19 protein-coding genes and 1 pseudogene are annotated in these 23,200 nt (G+C 74.2%); 7 read left to right on the top strand and 13 right to left on the bottom strand.

Features of this window, described 5'->3' with window-relative positions; all coding sequences use genetic code 11:
• Positions 1–87: 87 nt before the first annotated feature.
• Positions 88–843, bottom strand: a complete 756-nt coding sequence (locus AS857_RS24930) for a MarR family transcriptional regulator (protein ID WP_058045475.1) — start codon at positions 841–843, stop codon at positions 88–90.
• A gap of 232 nt (positions 844–1,075) precedes the next feature.
• Here AS857_RS24930 and AS857_RS24925 point away from each other — a divergent pair, with 232 nt between their 5' ends.
• Complete coding sequence (locus AS857_RS24925) at positions 1,076–1,747, top strand: DUF4097 family beta strand repeat-containing protein (RefSeq protein WP_058043112.1); 672 nt, start codon at positions 1,076–1,078, stop codon at positions 1,745–1,747.
• A gap of 39 nt (positions 1,748–1,786) precedes the next feature.
• On the top strand, positions 1,787–3,061 hold the full coding sequence (locus AS857_RS24920) for a serine hydrolase domain-containing protein (protein WP_079110604.1): 1,275 nt from the start codon (positions 1,787–1,789) through the stop codon (positions 3,059–3,061).
• A 104-nt stretch (positions 3,062–3,165) separates the two neighbouring features.
• Here AS857_RS24920 and AS857_RS24915 read toward each other — a convergent pair whose 3' ends face one another.
• The 4 genes from AS857_RS24915 to AS857_RS24900 all read right to left on the bottom strand — a co-directional run bounded on the left by AS857_RS24915 (position 3,166) and on the right by AS857_RS24900 (position 6,908).
• Complete coding sequence (locus tag AS857_RS24915) at positions 3,166–4,047, bottom strand: GNAT family N-acetyltransferase (RefSeq protein ID WP_058045474.1); 882 nt, start codon at positions 4,045–4,047, stop codon at positions 3,166–3,168.
• Between the two features lie 148 nt (positions 4,048–4,195).
• Complete coding sequence (locus AS857_RS42130; protein WP_338058278.1) at positions 4,196–5,050, bottom strand: VOC family protein; 855 nt, start codon at positions 5,048–5,050, stop codon at positions 4,196–4,198.
• A 71-nt stretch (positions 5,051–5,121) separates the two neighbouring features.
• Positions 5,122–5,706, bottom strand: coding sequence for a dihydrofolate reductase family protein (locus AS857_RS24905; protein ID WP_058045473.1), 585 nt, complete (start codon positions 5,704–5,706; stop codon positions 5,122–5,124).
• A 503-nt stretch (positions 5,707–6,209) separates the two neighbouring features.
• Positions 6,210–6,908 carry a TetR/AcrR family transcriptional regulator C-terminal domain-containing protein gene (locus AS857_RS24900; RefSeq protein ID WP_058045472.1) on the bottom strand — a complete coding sequence of 233 codons (699 nt, stop codon included), beginning with the start codon at positions 6,906–6,908 and terminating at the stop codon, positions 6,210–6,212.
• A 153-nt stretch (positions 6,909–7,061) separates the two neighbouring features.
• Between AS857_RS24900 and AS857_RS24895 the strand changes: the two genes are divergently transcribed.
• Positions 7,062–7,580, top strand: coding sequence for a hypothetical protein (locus AS857_RS24895; protein WP_058045471.1), 519 nt, complete (start codon positions 7,062–7,064; stop codon positions 7,578–7,580).
• A 21-nt stretch (positions 7,581–7,601) separates the two neighbouring features.
• Here AS857_RS24895 and AS857_RS24890 read toward each other — a convergent pair whose 3' ends face one another.
• Complete coding sequence (locus tag AS857_RS24890; RefSeq protein ID WP_058045470.1) at positions 7,602–8,777, bottom strand: FAD-dependent monooxygenase; 1,176 nt, start codon at positions 8,775–8,777, stop codon at positions 7,602–7,604.
• A gap of 146 nt (positions 8,778–8,923) precedes the next feature.
• Between AS857_RS24890 and AS857_RS24885 the strand changes: the two genes are divergently transcribed.
• Positions 8,924–9,358, top strand: coding sequence for a YciI family protein (locus AS857_RS24885; protein WP_058045469.1), 435 nt, complete (start codon positions 8,924–8,926; stop codon positions 9,356–9,358).
• A gap of 240 nt (positions 9,359–9,598) precedes the next feature.
• The gene (locus tag AS857_RS24880) at positions 9,599–11,050 is read left to right on the top strand and encodes a sensor histidine kinase (protein WP_058045468.1); all 1,452 of its coding nucleotides are present in this window, start codon (positions 9,599–9,601) and stop codon (positions 11,048–11,050) included.
• A 78-nt stretch (positions 11,051–11,128) separates the two neighbouring features.
• Here AS857_RS24880 and AS857_RS24875 read toward each other — a convergent pair whose 3' ends face one another.
• On the bottom strand, positions 11,129–11,842 hold the full coding sequence (locus AS857_RS24875; protein WP_058047035.1) for a response regulator: 714 nt from the start codon (positions 11,840–11,842) through the stop codon (positions 11,129–11,131).
• A 314-nt stretch (positions 11,843–12,156) separates the two neighbouring features.
• Between AS857_RS24875 and AS857_RS24870 the strand changes: the two genes are divergently transcribed.
• Both AS857_RS24870 and AS857_RS24865 read left to right on the top strand, forming a co-directional pair.
• The gene (locus AS857_RS24870; protein ID WP_107105655.1) at positions 12,157–13,515 is read left to right on the top strand and encodes a globin domain-containing protein; all 1,359 of its coding nucleotides are present in this window, start codon (positions 12,157–12,159) and stop codon (positions 13,513–13,515) included.
• A 22-nt stretch (positions 13,516–13,537) separates the two neighbouring features.
• Positions 13,538–14,008 (top strand): pyridoxamine 5'-phosphate oxidase family protein, encoded by a 471-nt coding sequence (locus tag AS857_RS24865; RefSeq protein ID WP_173864800.1) that lies wholly within the window; start codon positions 13,538–13,540, stop codon positions 14,006–14,008.
• 276 nt (positions 14,009–14,284) lie between these two features.
• On the opposite strand, the gene AS857_RS24860 is transcribed toward AS857_RS24865, so the two are convergent.
• The 6 genes and pseudogenes from AS857_RS24860 to AS857_RS24840 all read right to left on the bottom strand — a co-directional run bounded on the left by AS857_RS24860 (position 14,285) and on the right by AS857_RS24840 (position 23,173).
• Entirely contained in the window at positions 14,285–15,088 is an 804-nt protein-coding gene (locus AS857_RS24860) for a sirohydrochlorin chelatase (protein WP_063804354.1), read from the bottom strand.
• Between the two features lie 3 nt (positions 15,089–15,091).
• On the bottom strand, positions 15,092–16,525 hold the full coding sequence (locus AS857_RS24855) for a nitrate/nitrite transporter (RefSeq protein WP_245700659.1): 1,434 nt from the start codon (positions 16,523–16,525) through the stop codon (positions 15,092–15,094).
• A gap of 21 nt (positions 16,526–16,546) precedes the next feature.
• A pseudogene (nirD, locus tag AS857_RS41610) lies at positions 16,547–16,879 on the bottom strand (nitrite reductase small subunit NirD); the annotation flags it as partial.
• Entirely contained in the window at positions 16,876–19,494 is a 2,619-nt protein-coding gene (gene nirB, locus AS857_RS24850) for a nitrite reductase large subunit NirB (RefSeq protein ID WP_058045466.1), read from the bottom strand. The gene nirB and the pseudogene nirD, both read right to left, overlap by 4 nt.
• Entirely contained in the window at positions 19,494–20,993 is a 1,500-nt protein-coding gene (locus AS857_RS24845) for an NAD(P)/FAD-dependent oxidoreductase (protein WP_063804353.1), read from the bottom strand. The genes nirB and AS857_RS24845 overlap by 1 nt, the downstream gene beginning before the upstream one ends.
• Entirely contained in the window at positions 20,990–23,173 is a 2,184-nt protein-coding gene (locus AS857_RS24840; protein ID WP_058047032.1) for a molybdopterin oxidoreductase family protein, read from the bottom strand. Before AS857_RS24840 ends, AS857_RS24845 begins: the two co-directional genes overlap by 4 nt.
• Positions 23,174–23,200 lie beyond the last annotated feature (27 nt).

Raw genomic sequence — 23,200 nt, 5'->3', positions numbered from 1 at the left:
GCAACCGGGCCAGAGGGAAGCCCCCGTCCGCCGTCGGCGGTCCGCCGCCGGCCACCAGCACCCGCGTGTGGCCGACGAGGCGGTTGCCTATTCGCGGTCCGCGTGCGGCTCGGCGGTGGCGCCCGGGGTCGCTACGGGCTTGGTGTGGAGGACGTCGCGGGCCTGTTCTGCGGCGCGGGTGATGCTCTCGCTGACGAAGTCGACGAAGCGGGCGATGTTTTCGAGGCGGGCGGCGGCCTGGGTGTCGGGGCCGAGGATGCCGACGCCCTGCCTTGCGATCTCGACGAGCTGGGCGGTGGCGCGGGCGCTGGCCATCATCGACTGGTACCAGACGTCGTCGTCGACGACGTAGCGCTCGCGGCGGCGTGCGTCGCGTTCCCGGCGGACGAGGCTCTGGCTCTCGAGGAACGTGATCGCTTTGGAGATGGACGCCGGGCTGACCTGAAGGTGCTGGACGAGTTCGGCGGCGGTGAGGCTGCCGGAGTCGGTGAGGGTGAGGCAGGCCAGCACCCGGGACGTCATCTTGGGCATGCCCGAAGCCATGAGGACGGTGGTGAACAGCTCCTCGTACTCGCGCACGGCCTCGGCGTCGCGCCCGTGGGCCTGCGGGGACGCCGCCGGCCCCTGGGGCGCGGCCTGCTTGCGCCGGTGGGTGCGGCGTTCGGTGGCGCGGTGGGCCAGGTCGGCGCGGTAGGCAGTGGGGCCGCCGTTGCGCATCACCTCACGCGTGATCGTCGAGGTCGGACGGTCCAGACGTCTGGCGATCTCCGCGTAGGCGAGGCCGTCGGCCAGTCCCAGCGCGATCTGCTGACGGTCCTGCTGGGTGAGCCTGCCTCCCGGCATCGCGGTCTCCTTCGTGCCCCTTGATGGTCCTTGATGCCACCAGCATAGCGTTCACTCTCAATTCATTGCAACGAGAGAGGTGGCTTTCGTTGCGTTACGTTCAGGGCTGTTGCAACGATCTTTACGCCCTGACCTGCGGTGATGTTGTTTTTGCGCAACGAAGTCGTTGCGGAGCTTTGGAATGCAACGTAGCGTTTCCCTTGTTCGAAACAACGAGTCGCAGGAGAACATCATGCAGAAGTTCCACACCCCCGCCGCCGTCGCCGCCGTCCTCGACATCCCCGCCGGACGCATCCGCTTCATCGCAGCCGACCGCACCGACACCACCGTCGAGGTCCTGCCCGCGGACGCCTCCAAGGGCCGCGACGTGAAGGCCGCGGAGCGGACCACCGTCGAATACGGCGACGGCGTCCTGCGGATCGCGGACCCGGCGGCGGAGACCCGGACCCTCGGCAACCCCGGATCCGTCGAGGTGACCATCCAGCTGCCCGCCGGCTCCCGCATCGAGGCGAAGACCGCCACCGCCGAGATCCGCGGCGTCGGACGCCTCGGCGACGTCACCCTCAACAGCGCCCACGGCTCCATCAAGCTCGACGAAACCGCAAACGCCCACCTCACCCTCGCCGCCGGCGACATCACCGTCGGCCGCCTGGGCGGCCCCGCCCAGATCAGCACCCAGAAGGGCAACCTCCACATCACCGAAGCCATGCACGGCACCGTCACCCTGCGCACCGAGGCCGGCGACATCACCATCGGCGCCGCCCGCGGAGTCTCCGCCTCCCTGGACGCCGGCACCTCCTACGGCCGCATCCACAACGCCCTCAAGAACACCGACAGCACCGACACCCAGCTCGACATCCACGCAACCACCGCCTACGGCAACATCACCGCCCGCAGCCTCTGACCCACAGCCTTTGTCCCGCAGCCTCTGAGGAGCAGCAGCATGACGAACACGACCCCCGAGATCACCGAAGCCCTCGACGCCGCCGGGGTGGCCACCGCGGACAGCGGGGCCGTGCCGACGGCCGGAGCCGGGCAGGATCGCCCTGAGCTGCAGAAGGCCATCGAGGAGATCGTCGATTCCGGTTTCGCCGGGCTGTCGCTGCGCGTGCACGACGAGCGGGGCGAGTGGGTCGGCAGCGCCGGGGTGGCCGAGCTGGGCGAGGCCGCGAAGCCGCCGACGAACGGGCACGTCCGGATCGGCAGCAACACCAAGACCTTCACCGCGACCCTGGTGCTACAGCTGGTGGACGAGGGCGAGTTCGGGCTGGACGACCCGGTGGCCGACCACCTGCCCGAGTTCGGGCTGGACCGGCGGATCACGGTGCGGATGCTGCTGCAGCACACCAGCGGGGTGTTCAACTTCACCGGCGAGTACTACGACGACGGGACGGTCGCGCCCGGGATCCCCTGGCAGGGCCAGGAGTGGGTGGACAACCGGTTCAGGACCTACCGGCCGGAGGAGCTGGTGCGGCTGGCGTTGTCCAAGCCCGCGCGGTTCGAGCCGGGGACGGACTGGAGCTACTCCAACACCAACTACGTGCTGGCCAGGCTGCTGATCGAGAAGGCCACCGGCCGCTCGCTCGCCGAGGAGATGCGGCGGCTGATCCTGGGGCCGCTCGGGCTGTCGGGCACCGTGGTGCCGGATACCCGGCAGGAGCTCCCCGAGCCGCACGCCCATGCCTACTACCGGTACGAGGACGCCGGCCGGCAGAAGAGGGCCGAGACGGCCGAGACGGCCGAGCCCATCGAGACGGTCAAGACGGTCGACGTCACCCGTCAGAACCCCTCCTGGATCTCCAGCGGCGGTGACATGATCTCGACCACCAAGGACCTCCACACGTTCATCTCCGCGCTCGTGGGCGGCAAGCTCCTGCCGGCCCCGCTGCTGGCCGAGATGTGCAAGCCGCATCCCAAGGTCGGCTACGGCCTGGGGGTGTTCGTGCAGGACACGGACGGCGGCGGCACCGTCATCACCCACAACGGCGGCATCGCGGGCCATGCGGCGCTGATGTACAGCACGCCCGACGGGAGTAGGACCCTGACCGCCTCGCTGAACTATGTGGACGACGCCGCGATGTCCCTGGCCGAGCCGTTCCAGAAGGCGACGCAGAGGCTCGTCAAGGCGGTGTTCTGTGGCGGGCAGGCCGAGGCGGCTGACGAGCCGACTGACGGGGCGGCCGACGGGGCGGCCGAGCCTGCTCAGCCGACGGGCTGAGCATCCGGTGCGCGGGCCCACGCCGCCGGCGTGGTCGAACAGCGCCACCGCCCAGCAGGGCGGATGAGGGCCCCGTCCGGTTACCGGTCGGGGCCCTGGTCGGTCTACAGGTCGAGCTGGAACTCGTGAGCCGTGTGCGTCGGCAAGTAGCCGAGCTCGTCGTTGATGCGCCTCATGTACGGGTTGTTGTCGGCGGTGTCGGTCAGCAGGCCACCGAGCCGGGGGTGGCGTTCGCGGGCCTGGACGATCGCTGCGGCCTTCATCCAGCGGGCGAGGCCGTGACCGCGGTGCTCGGGCAGCACCGCCGTGCCGTAGTGCTGACCGTCGCCGGTTGCGTCGCCGGGGATCACGAGCTCGGTGAAGCCGGCGATGGAGCCGTCCGAGCGGTCGACGGCCGCCACGGTGTGCAGGAGGTCTCCGCGCGCGGCGACGGCGGAGGCCGCCGCCCGTACCCGGTCGAGGTCCCAGACGACCGTGCCGTGGTCGACGGCTCCCATCGGCATGTCGTCCATGGCCCGGCGCGACGCCACGAAGGTGTCGGCGAGTTCGCCGGGAACCGTTCCCTCCCACGCCGTCAGCCGGTACCCGGCGTGAGGTTCCCCGGCGATCGCGGTGAGCACGGGGAGGTCCGCGTCGGCCAGCGCCAGCCGGGCGTAGGTCAGGGCCAGTACCGGGCGGAAGGTCCTTGCCGTCAGGAAGGAGGCCCCGGCGGAGTGGGACTCGGCCCGGGCGATGACGCTTCGCCGGCCGTGGCGGCGGGCGGCGGCCAAGGCCGCATCGAGCAGCCGGGAGCCTGCCTGACGGCGCCGTTCGGCCGGGTGGACCTGGATGCTCAGTTCGGCGAGATGGCGCTGACCCTCCTTGGTGAACAGACGCAGGAAGGCGTACCCGGCGGGGTTGCCGTCGGGGTCGGCGGCCAGCCAGGCCAGGCGGCGGCCGGAGGAGTCCTCGTCGGGGTCGGTCAGGGCGGTGATGCGCACGGACAAGCTGCCTCCGTCACGGGAGAGTGGACTGCGAAGGGAAGGGCCGCCAAGGGCCGCAAGGAGCGCTGTGAGCTGCTGCGGGCTGCGCGGGCTCTGCGGGCTCTGCGGGCCCGCGAGCTACTGCGGGCCGCTATAGGCCGTTATGGGGCTGCTACTGAGCCCAAGGCAGGGTCCGAGTGCCGTCGACGCCGGGCACGGAGGCCACGCCGTCCGCGCGCATGGCGACGTGAGCCTCTGCCGCCTGCGGGGCGTGGACCCGGCGGAGCACGTCCGGCGGCAGGACGACGGTCCGACCGGCCGCGATCTTCTCGGTGCGGCCGTCGCAGGTGACTTCGAGGACGCCGGCGGTCACCGTCCAGACCTGTTCGCGGCTGACGGAGTGCTCGGGACCCGTCCGCCCGGCCTCCATCGCGACGGTCCAGGTGCTGAGCTCGGTGCTGCCCCGGCTGGGGGCGGCCAGGCCGGTCATGCGGGCATTCGGGGATTCGGTGACGTTCTCGGCGGCGGGGGCGATCACGTGCATGGCGGGCACCGGCGCCTCCGGCCCCTCCGGCTCTTCCGGCTCTTCCGGCTCCTCGGACTGCACGGGCTCCTCGGACTGCACGGGCTCCTCGGGGGTGACCCATTCGACGAGCTGGACGACGATTCCGTTCGGGTCCGTCAGCTGGAACAGCCGCTCGCCCCAGGGCTCTTCGCGCAGCGGCATGGTGATGGGGGCACCGGCTCCGCGCAGACGCTCCTCCTCGGCCTCGATGCCGGTGACGGTGAGCGCGAAGATCAGGCCCGTGGCCTGCCGGTCGCGCTGCTCGGGCGGGAGCACCTCGGTGCCGCGGCGCAGCAGAACGAGGTCGGCAGCGGCATCACCGCGGGTCAAGGACGCGAAGCCGTCGGCGGCCATCCCGACCTGGTAGCCGAGGTGGGTGCAGAAGAACTCACGCGAGGCGTCCACGTCGGCGACGGTGAGGGACAGGGTGGAGGTGGTGACGTTCAGGGCATCTCCTGGCAAGTGCGGGGCGGGGCAGGGCGGGGCGGGTTCGGGCGGTGGATCGCGCAGGGCCCGGCTGGGCGGGTGTGGCTCTACTCGGACGCCTTGGCGTACGTGAGGACGACGTTCCCGCCCTCGAACACGCGGCTGTCGGTGATCCTGAAGGTGCGCGGCGAGAAGCCGGCGCGGAAGAGCGGGACGCCGGAACCGGCCACGACCGGGTACTGCTTGACGATCAGTTCGTCGATCTCGGGCAGGAGCCGGCCGGCCAGGTCGGCACCGCCGCAGAGCCAGATGCCGAGCCCGTCCTCCTGCTTGAGCCGGCGGACCAGCTCCACCGGGTCCTCCGCGGTGACCTCGACGGCCGGGTCCGGGCTGGTGGTGAGCGAGCGGGAGAAGACGATCTGCCGCAGGTGGGCGTACGGGCTGGTGAGGCCGGCGGCCGGCCCCGGGGCGTACGTGCCGCGGCCCATGAGCACGGTGTCGAAGCGGGTGTTGGGGGCGTCCGCGACTCCGAGGGCGGCGCGGCCCGGGGTCGGGAGCGCGTCCGCGTACTCGGCGATCAGGTGCGGCACGAAGTCCTCGGTGACGTGCGGCATGAAGAAGTCGAAGTCACCGTCGGGGGCGGCGATGAAGCCGTCGATGGTGGCGCCGACGAAGTAGGTGAGCTTGCGCAATACGAATCCCTCGATCCAGACGATTTTTACGACGGACGTAACCTTATGCACGGGCGACTTAGTTGATCAAGGGTAATTTTGCTGCGCGGGTAAAAATTTTTTCTCCACGGCGCCGCAGAAGGGGCGCCGCGAGCGCTACGAGGTCGGGAGGTCCGGAGACAGTTCGGTGCCGGACGGACTGTTCGCAGGCGAGGCCCGTGGCCTTCTCGGCGATCCGCCCGGCCAGGTTGAAGCCCGTCCGGGCACAGGAGGCCCGCCCGGGCACCGGTCAGGCACCGGTCAGGCACCGGTCAGACACCGGTCGGGCAATCAGCTCCGTGCGCCGCCGTGAACGGCTTGGCGACCGGGTCCAGCGCGTACAGGGCGTCCCGGTTGATGGAGGCGGGAGCGGGAGGCGCGGAGCGGGGCAGGGGAACGGGGCGCGGAGCGGGGAACGGAGCGGGGAACGGGGCGGGGAAGGGGTGGGGAACGGAGCGGGGCGGGGAGCGGGCTGTCGGCGCTCGTCACGCCGTGGCAGGCGAACCCTTCGAGTCGGCCGCGCCGCGCAGCCGGGACTCCAGGCCGTCCAGGAGGGACCGGAGACCGAAGTCGAAGGTGTCGTCCGGCGCTTCGGCGTACTCGGCGGCCTCGATGCGGGTGCGCAGGCGCGGGAACCGGGATGCGGTCTCGGCGGCCTCCTTCATCGTGGCGGCGAACACCTCCTCCGCATCGCCGCCGTCGCGCTCGATCCTCCGGGTCAGCGACGCCGAGGCGGCCGCGCCGGAGGCGTTGCCGAGGACGTAGGTGAAGACGGCGGCGGCGGCCAGGTCGGCCTGCGGGCCCACGAACCCCGCCTTCTCGTAGACGGCCAGGTTGTGGTCGTCGTGACGCGCCTTGCCGGCGCCGTGGAAGAGGTGGGTCGCGAAGGCCTGCACGAGCCAGGGGTGACGGGTGAACATCGCGTACAGGTCGCCGGCCATGGCGGTGGCCGCGGTGCGCCAGTCGACCGCGTCGAGATCCGGCAGCCGGATCTCGCCCCAGACCTGGTCGCCGGCGAGCGTGACGAGGTTGTCCTTGTTCTTGACGTGCCAGTAGACGGCGGTGGCCGCCGAGCCCAGGCGCTGGCCGAGGCTGCGCATGTTGAGCCCTTCCAGCCCGTCCTCGTCGAGCAGCTCGACGGCGGTCGTGACGATCTGTTCCCGGGTCAGCGTCTCGCGTGGCATGCGCTCACGATAGGACACCGCAAGCCGACTTGCACAATGTTCAGGTAAGCACTTGCACAGTGTTCAAGTTCGGGGCTAGAGTCCTCGTCATCGAGGACTTGCACTTAGTTCAAGTCCTCCGAGAGTCCACCCCGAGGAGAAGGAACCGCCCTGATGAACACGCTCGCCGCCGTCGCCCAGATCCTCGTCGCCGCCGCCTTCGCCAGCATTCCGCTGCTGCGCCACCGCTTCGGGGCGGCCGCCAAGACCGCCGCCGTCGCCGAGCTGCAGCGGCAGGGCGTCCGCCCGGCGGTCCTGGAGGAGAACAAGCTGCGCTTCGACGCGAGCGGTCACGAGTGGTGGGCGCCCGGCGGCTTCGCCGCCGCCATGGTCGCCGCCGCCGTGCTCAACCTGGCCGGGAGCTCCTGGGGCACCACCCTCACCTGGGTCTTCTCCTCCATCGCGCTCCTCGCGAACATCGCCATCCTGCAGAGCCAGCTCGGCGCCGTGAAGTCCGTCCGGGCCGCGTTCCGACGCAAGGGCGACCCCGAGCTGCTGCGGGTCGACGTCCCCGCCTTCCTCAAGGCCGCCGAGGGCGCCTTCCCCGCCTGGACCCGGGTCCTGCAGAACGTCCGCCACACCGTGGTCTTCGCCGGCTCCGCCCTCGCGCTGACCGCCGCAGCCCTCGTCTGACAACACCCTCGCCCTGCGCCCCTACCTCAGCGCCCGCCCGAGCACCCCCCTCGTCCTCCCCGCCAGCGCCGTCGCCACGTAGCGGTCCACACCCGGGAGGCGGGCGGCGCGCAGGGCCAGGCGGCGCGCCTGGAGTTCCGTCTGCGAGCCGGGGAGGAACCAGCGCACGCCCCGCCGGGCCGCCCGCTGCTTCTCCTCGACCACCGGGCGCCACCTCTCCTCGTACCGCCGCAGCGCCGCCCCGACCGACGGCGCCCCGGCCAGCTGCTCGGCGAGCAGGTAGGCGCCGGCCATACCGAGCGAGGCGCCCTGGCCTGCGAGCAGGGACACCGCGGAGCAGGCGTCGCCGACGAGGGTCACCCGCCCCTGGCTCCAGCACGGCACCTCGACCTGGGCGACCAGGTCGTAGTACACCTCGTCGCCGGGCGGGCAGGCACGCAGCGCCCGTGGGACGACCCAGCCGAGGCCGCCGTATTCGCGACGCAGCGTCTCCCGCGGGTCGTCCGGCAGGGCGGGGTCGGCGGAGCGGTGGACGGCGAACGCCGCCACGCGGCCGTCGCGCAGGCTGTAGAAGCCCATCTGACGGTCGGTCGTGTCGGTGAGGACGAAGTTCCTCCGGCCGATGGCGTGGATCTCCGGGTCCTCGAAGACGAACGCCGCGGTGTGGAAGCCGAGGCGGCGCACGTAGCGCTCGTCGTCGCCGAAGGCGAGCCCGCGGACGGCCGAGTGCACGCCGTCCGCGCCGACGACGACGTCCGCCGCGACCTCCGTGCCGTCGGTCAGCGTCGCGGCCGCGCCGTCCGCGCGGTGGGTGATCGCGGTGAGCCCCGTCCCGAAGCGCACGTCGACCTTGCCGGGCAGGCTCTCGTACAGCGCCCGTTCGAGGTCCGGCCGCATGATGCTGATCAGGTGGCCGCCGGCGGCCCTGCCGAAGCGCTCGTAGCTCAGGCCGGCCCGCGTGCGGCCCTCCTCGTCCACGTAGCGGAGGGCGTCCACCGCGTGGCCGAGCTCCTGCAGCCGGGGCAGCAGGCCCATCTCGCGGGCGGCCGTGTAGCCGGGGCCAAAGAAGTCGATCATGTAGCCCTGGGTGCGGAGGCCGCCGGCCTTCTCCAGGACCACCACTTCCCAGCCGTGGTCGCCGAGGCACCGCGCGAGGGCGAGCCCCGCGATCCCACCGCCGCAGATGAGGGCCTTCATCGCGTGCAGCCTCCTTCTCGCGTCGTCCGCCGCCCCCGGAACCCGACATGTGCCCGCGCCGACCGCCCCCACACGTCCCCCCGCCCGGCTGACCGCCCGACTCACCCGGCCGGGCGTACTGCCCGGTAATCCCCGACAGTGGCGTCATGAGGTACCTCGTCATGGTGCAGGGCTCGCAGGCCGACTACGACGCGATGAGCGGCAGGGCGTCCGCCCACAGCCCCGCGTGGAGCGAGGAGGACCTGCAGGCGATGTTCGCCTTCATGGGGAAGATCGGCGAGGACCTGGCCGCGTCCGGCGAACTCATCGACGCCAACGGCCTCGCCGAACCGGCGCAGACCCTCTGGGTGACCAGCGGCCCCGACGGCGTCCCCGTCATCACCGACGACCCGTACGACGGGACGACCCCGCTCCCCGCCGGCTACTGGGTCCTGGACTGCGCAACCCCGGAGCGCGTCACCGAAATCGCCGCCCGCATCACCCGCTGCCCCGGCCCCGAGGGCCTGACCGGGCACCCCGTGGTCGTCCGCCCCATCCTGGACAGCGGCGCGGAGGCCGCCGGGGGGCGGGGGACGGGCTGACGGTGAGCGGGGCCGGGAGGAGTTCCGGACAACGGGGGAGGGGGACGCGGCTCCTCCCGGCCTGCCGTCAGTCTTGCCGGTGGCGTGGTGTTGCGGCAGGGCCGTGCGGGCCCCTTTCCCGGGGCCGGCCGGCCCTGTCGTACGCTGCTGGACAGGTATCTGGCCCGGGGAGCAGTCATGACCGAAACCGCAGATCAGACCGGTGATCACATAGCCGGCGGGTTACCGTCGGCCGATCGGATGCGCGGGCTCCTCGACGCCGTCATGAGCCTCGGTCACGGGCTGGAGCTCCCCCAGGTCCTGCACGGGATCGTCGAGGCCGCGGTCACCCTCACCGATGCCGAGTACGGCGCCCTCGGGATCGTCGGCGACGGGGGGACGCTGTCGGAGTTCCTGCCCGTCGGCATGTCCGAGGGCCTCGCCGCGCGCATCGGCCGCACCCCCTGCGGCCGCGGCATTCTCGGGGAGCTCATCCACAACCCCGCCCCGCTCCGGCTCACCGACCTCAACCGGCACCCGCGCAGCTACGGCTTCCCCGAGCACCATCCGCCCATGCGCACCTTCCTGGGCGTGCCGGTGCGCGTCCGCGACGAGGTCTTCGGCAACCTCTACCTCACCGAGAAGCGGGGCGGCGCCGCCTTCGACGCCGACGACGAGGCCGTCCTCACCACGCTCTCCATCGCCGCGGGCGTGGCCATCGACAACGCCCGCATGTACCACGAGAGCCGCCGCCGCGAGCGCTGGCTGCAGGCGCTCGGCGAGATCACCCGCAGCCTGCTGTCCGGCACGGACGCGGACGAGGCCCTGAAGCTCATCGCCGAGCGGGCGCGGGAGGTCGCGGACGCGGACGGCGTCGCCGTCGTCCACGACGGCGACGACGCCGTCGACACCGCGCCCGGCGACGGGCCCGCCGTCGTCGTCCCCCTGCCCTCCGGCCCCGGCGCGTGCGGCGCGCTGCGGCTGCACCGGCGGCCCGGGCGGCCCCCCTTCGACGACACCGAGGTGAAGCTGATCTCCGGCTTCGCCGATCAGGCCGCGATCGCCCTCGAACTCGCCCAGCGGCGCGCCGAGTCCGAGGAGCTGGCCGTCCTCCACGACCGCGACCGCATCGCCCGAGACCTGCACGACCTGGCCATCCAGCGGCTCTTCGCCACCGGCATGACCCTGCAGAGCGCCACCCGGCTGATCGACCGGCCCGAGGCCGCCGAGCGCGTCGGCCGGGCCGTCGACGACCTGGACACCACCATCCAGATCATCCGGTCGACCATCTTCGGCCTGCGGACGGCCGGCGACGGCCGCGGCGGCGGCCCCAGCCTGCGGCGCGGCATGGCCGAGGCCGTGCAGGCGGCCACGCGGACGCTCGGCTTCGCCCCCGCCCTGCGCATCGAGGGCCCCGCCGACACCGACGTCCCCGGCGAACTCGCCGAGCAGATCCTCGCAGTGGCCGTGGAAGCCCTGAGCAACGCGGCCCGCCACGCCCGCGCCCGCCGCGTGGACGTCGCCCTGACCGTGGACGCCTCCTCGGCCACCCTGACCGTCACCGACGACGGCGTGGGCGTCGGCTCCGCGCCCCGGCGCGGCGGGCTGGCCAACATGAGGTCCCGGGCCGAACTGCACGGCGGGCACCTGTCCGTGGAGTCGCCCGAGGGCGGGGGAACGCGGATCGTGTGGGGCGTGCCCCTGCCGGACTGAGCCCCCGTGGCGGGTGCGGGCGGCGGCCTGCCGGGCGTGAGCCGTCAGGCGTGAGCCATCAGGCGTCCGCCCGTTCCCTCAGCCGTTCCTCACCTTCCCCGCGATCACCGCCGCCTGCACCCTTCTCCCCACCCCCAGCTTCGCCAGGATCGACGAGATGCGGTTCTTGACCGTCTTCTCCGCGAGGAACAGCCGGTCCGCGATCTGGCGGTTCGTCAGGCCCTCGCCGATGAGGTCGAGGATCTCCCGTTCGCGCGGCGAGAGGCGGTCGAGTTCCGACGTCTCCGGCACCTCCGGCTCGCTCGGCTCGCGCAGGCGGGCCATCACCCGGGACGCCGTGCGCGGGTCGAGCGTCGACTTCCCCGTGGCCACCGTCCGCACCGCGGACACCAGCTCCGAGCCGTTGATCTGCTTGAGGACGTAGCCCGCGGCGCCCGCCATGATGGCGTCGAAGAGGGCCTCGTCGTCGTCGAAGGACGTGAGCATCAGGCAGGCCAGTCCGGGCATCCGGGCGCGCAGTTCGCGGCACACTTCGATGCCGCCGTGGTCGCCGCCCTCCTCGCCCCGTTCGCCGAGGCGCACGTCGAGGACGGCGACGTGCGGGCGGGACGCGGGCACGCGCGAGAGGGCCTCGCGGCCCGTGGCCGCCTCCCCCACGACCTCGATGTCCGGCTCCGCTTCGAGGAGGTCGCGGACGCCGCGGCGGACCACCTCGTGGTCGTCGAGGATGAAGACCCGCAAGGGAGCCGCTTCCGAGGCGCCTTCCGGCGTGCCGGGCGCACCTCCGGGCATGCCTCCCGGCGTGCCTTCCGCCGCGCCTTCCGGGGTGACTTGCGGGGTCATGTCCGTATCGGTCCGTTCCATACGAGGCAGTATGTCGGGCCGGGCGGAGGCGCCACGTCCGGGCCCGGCGGGGGCGCAGCGCACCGGGTGCGGGCGCCCCCGCCGGAGCCCGCTCGCACAGACCCCGCAACCAGCTCACACCGCGCCGCCACCGCCCGGATAGGGCCGAACGGCCCTGCGGACCGGGGCCGGCCGGTCCCCCCGGCCCGTTGCCATACTGGCCCGTCCCAGCCCGCGTGAGGAGCTCGAGGAGCTGCCGACCCGTGAACACCGTCAACGACTCCTACCACTCCCTGCTCGCCCGGCACGACGCGATGAGGCTGCGCCGGCAGCTGCTGTCCCCGGGGGCGCGGCAGGCGGCGGAAGGAGAGGCCGGCACGCGGGCCGGGGCGGCACCGCCGCAGCAGCCCTACGACGGCGCCGCCGACCAGCGCGTGATCACCGATCACCTCGAACTCGTCACGCCCTTCGGCGATTTAATAGCCCACCTCTACGACGCGATGTTCGCGCACTGGCCCTACCTGCGGCGCCTCTTCCCGGAGTCGATGGAGTTCCAGCGCAGGCACCTCGAAGGCATCTTCTGGTACCTGATCGAGAACCTGCACGACCCGGACGAGGTCGCGTCCGTCTTCACCCGGCTCGGCCGCGACCACCGCAAGCTGGGCGTACGGCCCGCGCACTACCGGGCGTTCGAGGCCGCGCTGTGCGAGGCGCTGCGCCGCACGGCGGGCCCGCGGTGGAACGAGGCCATGGAGCAGGCGTGGGTGCGGATGCTGCGGTTCGCGGTGGCGGCCATGGTCCGGGGCGCGGAGGCCGCGCTCGGCGAGCCGCCCGCCTGGCAGGCCACGGTCACCGGGCACGAGCTGCGCCGGCCCGACCTGGCCGTCCTGCGCGTACGGACGCACGAGCCGTACCCGTACCGGGCCGGGCAGCACGCGGCCGTGGCCTCGCCGCTGCTGCCGCAGGCGTGGCGGCAGTACTCGCTGGCCTGCGCGCCGCGGCCGGACGGCGAGCTGGAGTTCCACGTGCGGCTGACCGGCCGCGGCGGGGTCAGCGAGGCCCTCGTGACCCGCACCCGCCCCGGCGACACGCTGCGGCTCGGCCCGGCGAGCGGGACGATGACGCTCGACGACGACCTCGCGCACGACCTGCTGCTCGTCGCGAGCGGCACCGGGTGGGCGGCGGCGAAGGCGCTGCTGCAGGAGCTGGCCGCCCGCCGCGCCACCCGCCGGGGTGCGCACCGCGCCGCGCACCTCTTCCTCGGGGTCCGGCACCCCTCCGCGCTCTACGACACCGAGGCGCCGGACGAACTGCGGCGCCGCTACCCGTGGCTGCAGGTCACCCAGGTGGTCGGCGAGGGGCCCGGGCCCGGTGAGCACCACGCGCTCGCGGAGGTCGTCGCGGGGCACGGGGGCTGGTCCCGGCACCTCGCCTACGTCAGCGGGCCGCCGTCCATGGTCGGCCCGCTCGTGGCCCGGCTCACGGCGGGCCCGTCCCCGGCGCTCCCGGCCGCCCGCATCCGGCACGATCCGCTGCCGGACCGGGCCCAGGGGCTGCCCGGGGCCGGGAGCGGGCCCGGACCGGCCCCGCCCAGGGGCCGAACGGCCCCTGGTACGCGGTGATCGGCTCGCCTGTACTGGTGGGGTGAGCGACGCCACCGCACCTCCCCGCCACCGGGTCGAACTCAGCCGCGCCGAGTCCCTCCGGCTCCTCGGCAGCGTCTCCCTGGGCCGGGTCGTCTTCACCCGCCGCGCCCTGCCCGCCATCCGGCCGGTCAACCACGTCGTGGACGGCGGGAACGTCGTCATCCGCACCCACGAGGGCGCCGCCCTCGCCGGGCTCGCGGCGCATCCGGAGCAGGCGGGCGCCGGGAACCACGACCCCGGCCCGGGCCAGGGCGTGGTCGTCGCCTACGAGGCCGACGCCATCGACCCCGAAACCCACCTCGGCTGGAGCGTCGTCGTCACCGGCTACTGCACGCTCGTCACCGACCCGGACGAGCTCGCCCGCTACGAGGCCCTGCTGGAGCCGTGGTGGGACGAGCGGATGGACTGCGCGGTACGGATCCGGCCGTCGCTCGTCACGGGCGTCCGGCTGACGAACGGGGCGGGCTGACGGACGGACGCGGCACCCGCCGGGCACGGCCCTCTGACGGACGGTCTCCTGACGGACGGCCCCTGAAGCCGTGAAGGGGCCTGCCCCTTCATTTCCGCGGCGACGGCGATCCGCCACGCGGACCTGTCCGGCGGCGCCCGGTCCACCCGAGCCCGTACGGCACCGCCGAACTCCACCGTCGTAGTTGATCCCCGCGGCGGCGGATTCAAGGATGCGTGCGCGTCCTTGACCTGCGTGGGCCTGCGCGGCGAGCGTGCTGCGGCGGACGGCCTCTCGTCAGGCGGCCCCCTGGCGTACAGCTTCCCGGCGTACGGCTTCCCGGCCCACGCCTTGCCGCCGCACGGCTTCCCCGCGCACAGCCTCCTCGTACCGGCGTACGACCAGCCGCGCCACCGCCTCGTGCGGCCCGAGCGGCTCCGAGACGAGCCGGGCCCCCGCTCCCCCCGCTCCCCTGCGCACCGCCTCGCTGAAGTGTCCGGGCGCCGTCAGGTAGGTGGCGACGGACACGTCCTCGTGCCCCTCGGCCCGCAGGGCGGCCACGGCGTCCGCAGGTCTCGTACCGCTCCCGGCCGCGTGCGCGGGCACCACGCGCGTTCCCAGCCGCAGGGCGAGCAACCGCGCCATGCGGGCGGTGTCCGCGCCCGCCGCGGGGTCGGAGGAGCCCGCGGCGGCGAGCACGACCGGCGCCGGGGCCCGCTCCGGCCGCCCCGCCCCGGCCAGCCTCCCGGCGAGGGCCTCGGCGAGCAGCGGGTGCGGGCCGAGCGCGGGGGCGGTGCGGCAGTGCAGCCACGGCGCGGCCGCCACGGCGGCGGGGACGTCGGAGCGCAGGTGGTAGCCGGTGCCGAGGAGCAGCGGTACGAGCACGGCCGCGCCGTCGAGCCCGGCCAGGACCGACTCCAGCGACGGCGACGCGAGGCCGAGGTGGCCGACCCGGACGTCGAGCCCGGGCCGCAGCGCGCGCACGCGCCGCACCAGCGCCTCGGTCACGGCGACCCCGGCCGGGCTGCGGGTGCCGTGGGCGACGGCGACGAGGGCGGGAGCAGGGTCGGGAGCTTTCGTAGCCGACCGGAACGGGGCCATCCCTCACACCCCTTCCAGCCGGTTGCGGCCCGGCCGGAGGTAGACCGCCCACGTGAGCGCCGCGCACAGGGCGTACGTGGCCAGGAAGGCCAGGTACGCCGCGTCGCCGTTGTGCGTGCCCAGGAAGGACTGGCGGAAGGCGAGGTTGACCAGGACGCCGCCGAAGGCGCCCACCGCGCCGGCGACCCCGATCAGCGCCGAGGCGCGGCGGCGGGAGGTCCGTTCGGCCCCGTCCGGGTCCGCGCCGGCCGCCACCGCGGTGCGCGCCTGCGCGCGGAAGATCGCCGGGATCATCTTGTACGTCGAGCCGTTGCCGATGCCGCTGAAGACGAACAGCGCCACGAACCCGGTGACGAACAGCGGCAGGGACTCCTGCCGCGACGCCACCAGGACGGTCACGGCGCCCGCGGCCATCGCCCCGTAGTTCCACAGCGTCACCCGCGCCCCGCCCCAGCGGTCGGCGAGCAGCCCGCCGTACGGTCGCACCAGCGAGCCGAGCAGCGGGCCGAGGAACGTCAGGCCTGCGGCCGCGACCGGCGTGGCGAAGTCCTCCTGGAACTGCACCTGCAGCACCTGCCCGAAGGCGAAGCCGAAGCCGATGAAGGAGCCGAACGTGCCGACGTAGAGCACGGACATGACCCAGGTGTGCGGCTCCCGGCAGATCTCGCGCAGGGCGCGCCTGTCGTTGCGCAGGGCTGTGAGGTTGTCCATGCGCAACGCGGACCCGAGGGCCGCGAGGGCGATCAGCGGGATGTAGATCAGCGGCAGCAGGCGCGGGTGGCCGCTGCCCGCGGTGGCGAGGACCAGCAGGCCGAGGAGTTGGACGGCGGGGACGCCGAGGTTGCCGCCGCCGGCGTTGATGCCGAGGGCCCGGCCCTTGAGGTGCTGCGGGTAGAAGGCGTTGATGTTGGCCATGGAGGAGGCGAAGTTGCCGCCGCCGACCCCGGCGACGCAGGCGACGGCGAGCAGGGTCCCGTAGGAGACGCCGGGTTCGAGGACGATGCCCGCCAGCACGGTCGGGACGAGCAGCAGGAGGGCGCTGAACACCGTCCAGTTGCGGCCGCCGAAGCGGGCCACGGCGACGGTGTACGGGAGCCGCAGCACGGCGCCGAGCGCCGTCGGCAGGGCCGTGAGCAGGAACTTCCCGGCGGGGTCGATGCCGTACTCGGGCCCGAGGAAGAGGACCAGGACGGACCACAGGCTCCACACGGAGAAGCCGATGTGCTCGGAGAGCACGGAGAAGATCAGGTTGCGGCGGGCGACGCGGGCGCCCGTCTCCTTCCAGAAGACGGGGTCCTCGGGGCGCCAGTCGGCGATGTCGTGGGGGCGGGACGCGGGGGGTGGTGGTGGCGGTGGCTGCGCTTCGGCGGGCGCCTCCGGCGCCCGCGGCGCGTGCGCTTCCTGCGCCGTCCCCGCCGGCCCCGCGGGGGTCGTCATCCGCAGGCCCTCCCCCCGCCGCACCGGCCACACCCGTACCGCCGCCTCGCTGCCGTCCGGCGCGAGCGGTTCGTCCAGGCAGGTGCCCGTCCGCAGGTCGAAGGCCTGCTTGTACATGGGCGAGGCCACCACGGGCACGCCGTCCCGGCTGCCGAGGATGCCGCGCGAGAGGACGTACGCGCCGCTGAAGGGGTCGCGGTTGCCGACGGCGTACACCTCCCCGGCCCGGTCGCGGAAGACCGCCACCTGCTGGTCGCCGAGCAGGACGGCGACGCCGCGCCCGGGTACGAGCGCCTCCCAGTCGCACACGGGCTGCCAGCCCGTTCCGTCGTGGATCTCCACGGTCGTCGTCATCGTGCACGCACCTCCAGGCGGGCACCGGCGATCACCGGCGTCGTACGGGCCTGCTCGCGCTCGGGCGCACGCTCGTGCTCACGTTCGTGCTCACGCTCGTGCTCGTGCGGCAGGGCGGGACGGATCTGGCCCCGTTCGGGGACGAAGCGGACGGTCGGGTCGGGGGTGCCGGGGGCGTTGGCGAAGGAGGCGAAGCGGCGCAGCCGTTCGGGGTCGGCGAGGGTGGCGGCCCACTCGTCCTCGTACGTCTCGATGTGACGACCCATCAGCTCGTCCAGGTCGGCGCAGATGCCGAGGGCGTCGTCCATGACGACGGCGCGCAGGTGGTCGAGGCCGCCTTCGAGGCGTTCGAGCCAGGGGGCGGTGCGCTCCAGCCGGTCGGCGGTGCGGATGTAGAACATCAGGAAACGGTCGATCGTGCGGATCAGGGTGGGGCGGTCGAGGCCGGAGGCGAGCAGGTCGGCGTGGCGCGGGGTCGCGCCGCCGTTGCCGCCGACGTAGAGGTTCCAGCCGTCGGAGGTGGCGATGACGCCGAAGTCCTTGCTCTGCGCCTCGGCACACTCGCGGGCGCAGCCGGAGACCGCGGACTTCAGCTTGTGCGGGGCGCGCAGCCCGCGGTAGCGCAGCTCCAGTTCGATGGCGAGGCCGACGGAGTCCTGCACGCCGTAGCGGCACCAGGTCTCCCCCACACAGGATTTCACGGTGCGCAGGGCCTTGCCGTAGGCGTGCCCGGATTCGAAGCCGGCGTCGACGAGCCGCTGCCAGATCCGCGGGAGCTGGTCGACGCTCGCGCCGAAGAGGTCGATCCGCTGCCCTCCGGTGATCTTCGTGTAGAGGCCGAAGTCGCGGGCGATCTCGCCGATGGTGATGAGGCCCTCGGGGGTGATCTCCCCGCCGGGGACGCGCGGGACGACGGAGTAGGAGCCGTTGCGCTGCAGGTTGGCCAGGAAGTGGTCGTTGGTGTCCTGGAGGGCGGCCTGTTCGCCGTCGAGGATGTGCCCGTTGCCGAGGCTGGCGAGGATCGAGCCGACGACGGGCTTGCAGACGTCGCAGCCCTCGCCGGACCGCCGCGGGTCGGTGCCGTGCTCGTCGACGAGCCGGGAGAAGCTGTCGATGCCCTTGACGCGGATGATCTCGTAGAGCTCGGCGCGGGTGCGGTCGAAGTGCTCGCACAGGCCGCGGGCGACCTCGGCGCCGGTCGCGGCGAGCTCGTCGTTGACGATGGTGCCGAGCATCTTGATGCAACTGCCGCAGCCCGTACCGGCCCTGGTGCACTTCTTCACGTCGGGCACGCTCGTGCAGCCCGTGTCCCGCACCGCCTCCCTGACCGCGCCCTTGGTGACGTGGTGGCAGGAGCAGACGACCGCCTCGTCGGGCAGGGCCACCGGCCCGGCGGGCGCACCGGCGGAGGCGGGCAGGACGAGCTGCTCGGGCGGGGCGGGCAGCGGCGTGCCGCTGGCGGCAAGGGGGCGCAGCAGGCCGTACGCCTCCGCGTCGCCGACCAGGACGCCCCCGAGGAGCGCGCCGTCGGCGCCGATGACCAGCTTCTTGTACACGCCGTCGCGGCTGCTGGAGTACAGCACGTCGAGGGCGCCCGGGGTGGTGCCGTGCGCGTCGCCGAAGCTCGCGACCTCGACGCCGAGGAGCTTGAGCTTGGTGGAGGTGTCGGCGCCGGTGAAGGTGCCCTCGCCGCCGGAGAGGTGGCGCGCGGCCGTCTCGGCCATGGCGTAGCCGGGCGCGACGAGCCCGTACACGCGGCCGTCGGAGGCGAGCGCGCACTCGCCGATGGCGAGGACGGCCGGGTCGGCCGTGCGGCAGCGGTCGTCGACGACGATGCCGCCGCGCTCGCCGACGGGCAGGCCGCAGGCGCGGGCCAGCTGGTCGCGCGGGCGCACCCCGGCGGAGAAGATCACCAGGTCGGCGGCGAGCGCGGTGCCGTCGGAGAGGGTGAGGCCGCGGGTCCGACCGTCGTCGTCCGTGTCGACCTGCTGGGCGCCGGCGCCGGTGTGCACGGCGACGCCGAGCTCCTCGATCTTCCGGCGCAGGACGGCGCCGCCGCCGTCGTCCACCTGGAGCGCCATCAGCCGGGGCGCGAACTCCACGACGTGGGTCTCCAGCCCCATGGCCTGCAGCGCGCCCGCGGCCTCCAGGCCGAGGAGCCCGCCGCCGATGACCGCGCCGGTCCGGGCCGTGCGGGCGCCCTCCCGGATCGCCTCCAGGTCCTCGATGGTGCGGTAGACGTGGCAGCCCGGGGCGTCGTGGCCGGGGACGGGCGGCACGAAGGGGTACGAGCCGGTGGCCAGCACCAGGGCGTCGTAGGGGAAGGTGCGGCCGGAGGCGGTGGTGACGGTCCGCGCGGCCCGGTCGACGGCGGTGGCCGGGTCGCCGAGCCGCAGGTCGATGCCGTGCTCCGCCAGGAACCCCGGGCTGCACAGGGAGAGCTCCTCGGCGGAGGTGCCGGAGAACCAGGAGGTCAGGTGGACGCGGTCGTACGCGGGCCGCGGCTCCTCGGCCAGGACGGTCACCTGCCACTCCGACGTCCGCTCGGTCAGGGCTTCCAGGAAGCGCTGGCCGACCATGCCGTGGCCGATCAGGACCAGGTGTTTCACCGTCATCAGGAGGCTCCTTGGGCCGTGGGCAGGGGCGGGAGTGGTGGGGTGGACAGAGGCGGGTGCGGTGCCGTGGAAGGGGGCGGGGGCGGTGCCGCGGAGGGGGGCCCGGGCGGTGCCGCGGGCAGCTGCAGGGGTGGTGCCGCGAGCAGGTGGAGGGGGTCGCCGGGCACGGGCTCGTCACGCTCGTAGGCGCGGACCAGGGCGCCGGCCGCCGCCGGGTCGCCGAGGAGGATCCCGCCGACGATCCGGTCGCCGCGCAGCAGGAGCTTCTTGTACGAGCCGCGGGTCGCGTCGGCGAGCCGCAGGACGTCGACGCCGGGCATGTCGGGCCCCGGCGCCTCGGGTCCGGTCTCGCCGAACGCCGCGTACGCCAGCGGCCCGGCCGTCAGCCGGGTGTACGGGCGCGAGCCCGGGTACACGGCGTCCGGGGCGGCGCCGGAGAGCCGGGCGGCCAGCACGTCGGCCTGGTCCCAGGCGGCGCCGGCCGTGCCGTGCGCGGTGCCGCGGTGCTCGGCGCAGTCGCCGATCGCGTACGCGTCCGGGGCGCAGGAGAGCCGGTCGTCGACGACGACTCCGGTGCGGACGGGGAGCCCGGCGGCGCGGGCGAGCGCGGTGCGGGGGACGACGCCGCAGGCGGCGACGACGATGTCGGCGTCCAGCAGGCGGCCGTCGGAGAGCCGGACGGCGGTGACGGGGCGCGGGTCGGGAGCGGGGGCGGGGGCGGGGGCGGGGGCGGCAATGGGAGACGGGCAACCTGTACGCCTCGCGGCGCCCGTGGCACCCGTGGCACCCGCGACGCCCACGGCACCCGCGACGCCCGCGGCGCCCGCCCGGACCGTCTGCGCCACGGCCTCCGGGATGGACGTCAGCACCTCCTCCGCCACGCTGTCCGTGAGGACTTCGACGCCCAGCTCCGTCAGGCCCCGGCGCAGGATCCCGCCCGCCGGGCCGTCCAGGTCGCGTTCGACGAGGTGGCCGGCCCGGTGGACGAGCGTCACCGGCAGGCCCCGGGCGGCCAGGGCGCGGGCCGCGCTCACCCCGAGCACGCCGCCGCCGATCACCACCGCGCGGCGGGCGTGCGCCGCCGCGCCGGTCAGGCCGCGGCAGTCGGCGGCGGTGCGCAGCACGTGCACCCCGGGCCGCGGCCGGCCGTCGGTGCCGCACAGGCCGTCGACGGGCGGCAGGACCGGCTCGGCGCCGGTGGCCAGTACGAGCTCGTCGTAGGGGACGTGCGCGCCGTCCGCCAGCTGCAGGGTGTGCGCGACGGTGTCGAGCGCCGTCACCGCGCAGCCCGTCCGCAGCCGCGCGTCGCCGGACGGCAGCGTGAGGTCGTCGGCGGCGTAACGCCCCGTGAGGGCGTCGGCGAGCAGCGCCCGGTTGTACGGGGCGCAGGGCTCGGCTCCGTACAGCGTCACTTCCGCGTCCCCGCCGAGGGCCTGGAACCGGTCGGCGAACCGGGCGGCGGCCATGCCCGCGCCCACGACGGCGATCCGGCGCGTCACCGGTCCGCCTCCGTAGCGGCGGAGGCGGAGTCGTGGGCGGCGGAGGCGGCGGGGCCGCTATCGGCGGAAGCGGCGGAAGCCCGCTCGACGCGCACCGCGCACACCTTGAACTCGGGCATGCGCGAGACGGGGTCGAGGGCCGGATTCGTCAGCGAGTTGGCGCGGCCCGCGCCGCCCCAATGGAAGGGCATGAAGACGGTGTCGGGCCGGACGGTGTCGGTGACGCGGGCCGGGGCGACCGCCCGCCCGCGCCTGCTGCTGACGGCCAGCAGCTCGCCCTCCTCGACCCCGAGCCTGCGGGCGAGGACGGGGTGGAGCTCCACGAAGGGGCCCGGCGCGGCCTTGTTGAGCTCGTCGACGCGCCGGGTCTGGGCGCCGCTCTGGTACTGGGAGACGACGCGGCCCGTCGTCAGGAACAGCGGGTAGTCGCCGTCGGGCTCCTCGGCGGCGGGCCGGTGCGACACCGCGGCGAACCGCGCCCGCCCGTCGGGGGTGGCGAAGCGGTCCAGGAAGAGGCGGGGCGTGCCGGGGTGGTCCTCGCCGGGGCACGGCCAGAAGACGCCGTCCTCGTCGCGGATGCGGTCGTAGCTGATGCCCGCGTAGTCCGCCTGGCCGCCCGCCGAGGCGCGCCGCAGCTCCTCGAAGACCTCCTCGGGGTCCTCGGGGAACCCCTCGGGCACGCCGAGCCGGGCGGCGAGCCCGTGCAGGACGGCGAGGTCGCTGCGGACGCCCTCCGGGGCGTCGACGGCCTTGCGGCGCAGGATCACCCGCCCCTCCAGGTTCGTGGTCGTGCCGGTCTCCTCGGCCCACTGGGTGGCGGGCAGGACCACGTCGGCGAGCCGGGCCGTCTCGGAGAGGACCACGTCGCTCACGGCGAGGAAGTCCAGCGCGCGGATCCGTTCGGTCACGTGGGCGGCGCGGGGTGCCGAGACCACGGGGTTCGAGCCCATGAGCAGCAGCGCGCGGACGCCGCCGTCGCGGCCGAGGACGTCGAGGAGCTCGTACGCGCTGCGCCCCGGCCCGGGCAGGGCGCCGGGGTCGACGCCCCACACCGCGGCCACGTGGGCGCGGGCGGCGGGGTCGGTGATGGAGCGGTAGCCGGGCAGCTGGTCCGCCTTCTGGCCGTGTTCCCGGCCGCCTTGGCCGTTGCCCTGGCCGGTGAGGCAGCCGTAGCCGGAACCGGGGCGCCCCGCCTTGCCGGCCGCCAGGCACAGGTTGATCCAGGCGCTGACCGTGTCCGTGCCCTTGCTCTGCTGCTCGGGACCGCGCGCGGTCAGCACCATGCCCTGCCCGGCCCCGCCGAACAGCGCGGCCGCCGCGGACAGTTGCGCCACGGGCACGCCCGTCAGCCGCTCCACGCGCTCCGGCCAGTGCGCCATGGCGGCGGCGCGGGCCTGCGCGAAGCCCGTCGTGCGGCGCGCGATGAAGTCCTCGTCCAGGTGACCGTCGGCGATCAGCAGGTGCAGCAGCCCGAGCGCGAGCGCGAGATCCGTGCCGGGGAGCGGCTGCAGGTGCAGGTCGGCCTGCTCGGCGGTGCGCGTGCGGCGCGGGTCGACGACGATCAGCCGGCCACCGTTCTCGCGCAGCTCGCGGAAGTAGCTCAGCGCCGGCGGCATCGTCTCCGCCGGGTTCGCGCCGACCAGGATCACGCAGTCCGTACGGGCGATGTCCGCCATGGGGAACGGCAGGCCGCGGTCGATGCCGAACGCCCGCCGGTGCGCGGCCGCCGCGGACGACATGCAGAAGCGGCCGTTGTAGTCGATGTTCGCGGTGCGCAGGGCGACCCGCGCGAACTTGCCCAGCAGGTACGCCTTCTCGTTCGTCAGCCCGCCGCCGCCGAAGACGCCGACGGCGTCCCGCCCGTACTGCTGCCGGGCCGCCCTGAGACCGGCGGCCACCCGGTCGAGGGCCTCCTCCCAGGAGGCCGGGCGCAGCGGGCCGCCCCGGGCGGCACGGACCAGGGGCCCGGTGAGCCGGGCGCCGGGGCGCAGCACGGCCGCGGCCGCGCGGCCCTTGCCGCACAGGGCGCCGAGGTTGACGGGGAAGTCCGGCCGCTCCAGGACCTCGACCGGCTCCGGGCCGCCGGCCGGGAGCGGGCGCAGCCGCATGCCGCACTGCAGGGCGCAGTACGGGCAGTGGCTGTCGGTGGCCCTGGCGGGATCGGTGCCGGTCGTCGTCATGGCACCGAGGATCACGCCGGGGCGTTA

This window comes from Streptomyces roseifaciens (assembly GCF_001445655.1).
Lineage (GTDB): Bacteria > Actinomycetota > Actinomycetes > Streptomycetales > Streptomycetaceae > Streptomyces > Streptomyces aureoversilis.
The sequence above is the reverse complement of the archived record's forward strand: the minus strand, read 5'-3'. Positions and strand labels throughout refer to the sequence as shown.

Bases quoted from the DNA above. Each gene is read 5' to 3' on its own strand.
- AS857_RS24920 (WP_079110604.1), top strand. From the start codon at position 1,787: ATGACGAACACGACCCCCGAGATCACCGAAGCCCTCGACGCCGCCGGG.
- AS857_RS24855 (WP_245700659.1), bottom strand. From the start codon at position 16,525: ATGACGACCCCCGCGGGGCCGGCGGGGACGGCGCAGGAAGCGCACGCG.
- AS857_RS24890 (WP_058045470.1), bottom strand. From the start codon at position 8,777: ATGAAGGCCCTCATCTGCGGCGGTGGGATCGCGGGGCTCGCCCTCGCG.
- AS857_RS24875 (WP_058047035.1), bottom strand. From the start codon at position 11,842: ATGCCCGGAGGTGCGCCCGGCACGCCGGAAGGCGCCTCGGAAGCGGCT.
- AS857_RS24930 (WP_058045475.1), bottom strand. From the start codon at position 843: ATGCCGGGAGGCAGGCTCACCCAGCAGGACCGTCAGCAGATCGCGCTG.
- AS857_RS24840 (WP_058047032.1), bottom strand. From the start codon at position 23,173: ATGACGACGACCGGCACCGATCCCGCCAGGGCCACCGACAGCCACTGC.
- AS857_RS24895 (WP_058045471.1), top strand. From the start codon at position 7,062: ATGAACACGCTCGCCGCCGTCGCCCAGATCCTCGTCGCCGCCGCCTTC.
- AS857_RS24885 (WP_058045469.1), top strand. From the start codon at position 8,924: ATGAGGTACCTCGTCATGGTGCAGGGCTCGCAGGCCGACTACGACGCG.
- AS857_RS24925 (WP_058043112.1), top strand. From the start codon at position 1,076: ATGCAGAAGTTCCACACCCCCGCCGCCGTCGCCGCCGTCCTCGACATC.
- nirB (WP_058045466.1), bottom strand. From the start codon at position 19,494: ATGACGGTGAAACACCTGGTCCTGATCGGCCACGGCATGGTCGGCCAG.
- AS857_RS24900 (WP_058045472.1), bottom strand. From the start codon at position 6,908: ATGCCACGCGAGACGCTGACCCGGGAACAGATCGTCACGACCGCCGTC.
- AS857_RS24860 (WP_063804354.1), bottom strand. From the start codon at position 15,088: ATGGCCCCGTTCCGGTCGGCTACGAAAGCTCCCGACCCTGCTCCCGCC.
- AS857_RS24880 (WP_058045468.1), top strand. From the start codon at position 9,599: ATGCGCGGGCTCCTCGACGCCGTCATGAGCCTCGGTCACGGGCTGGAG.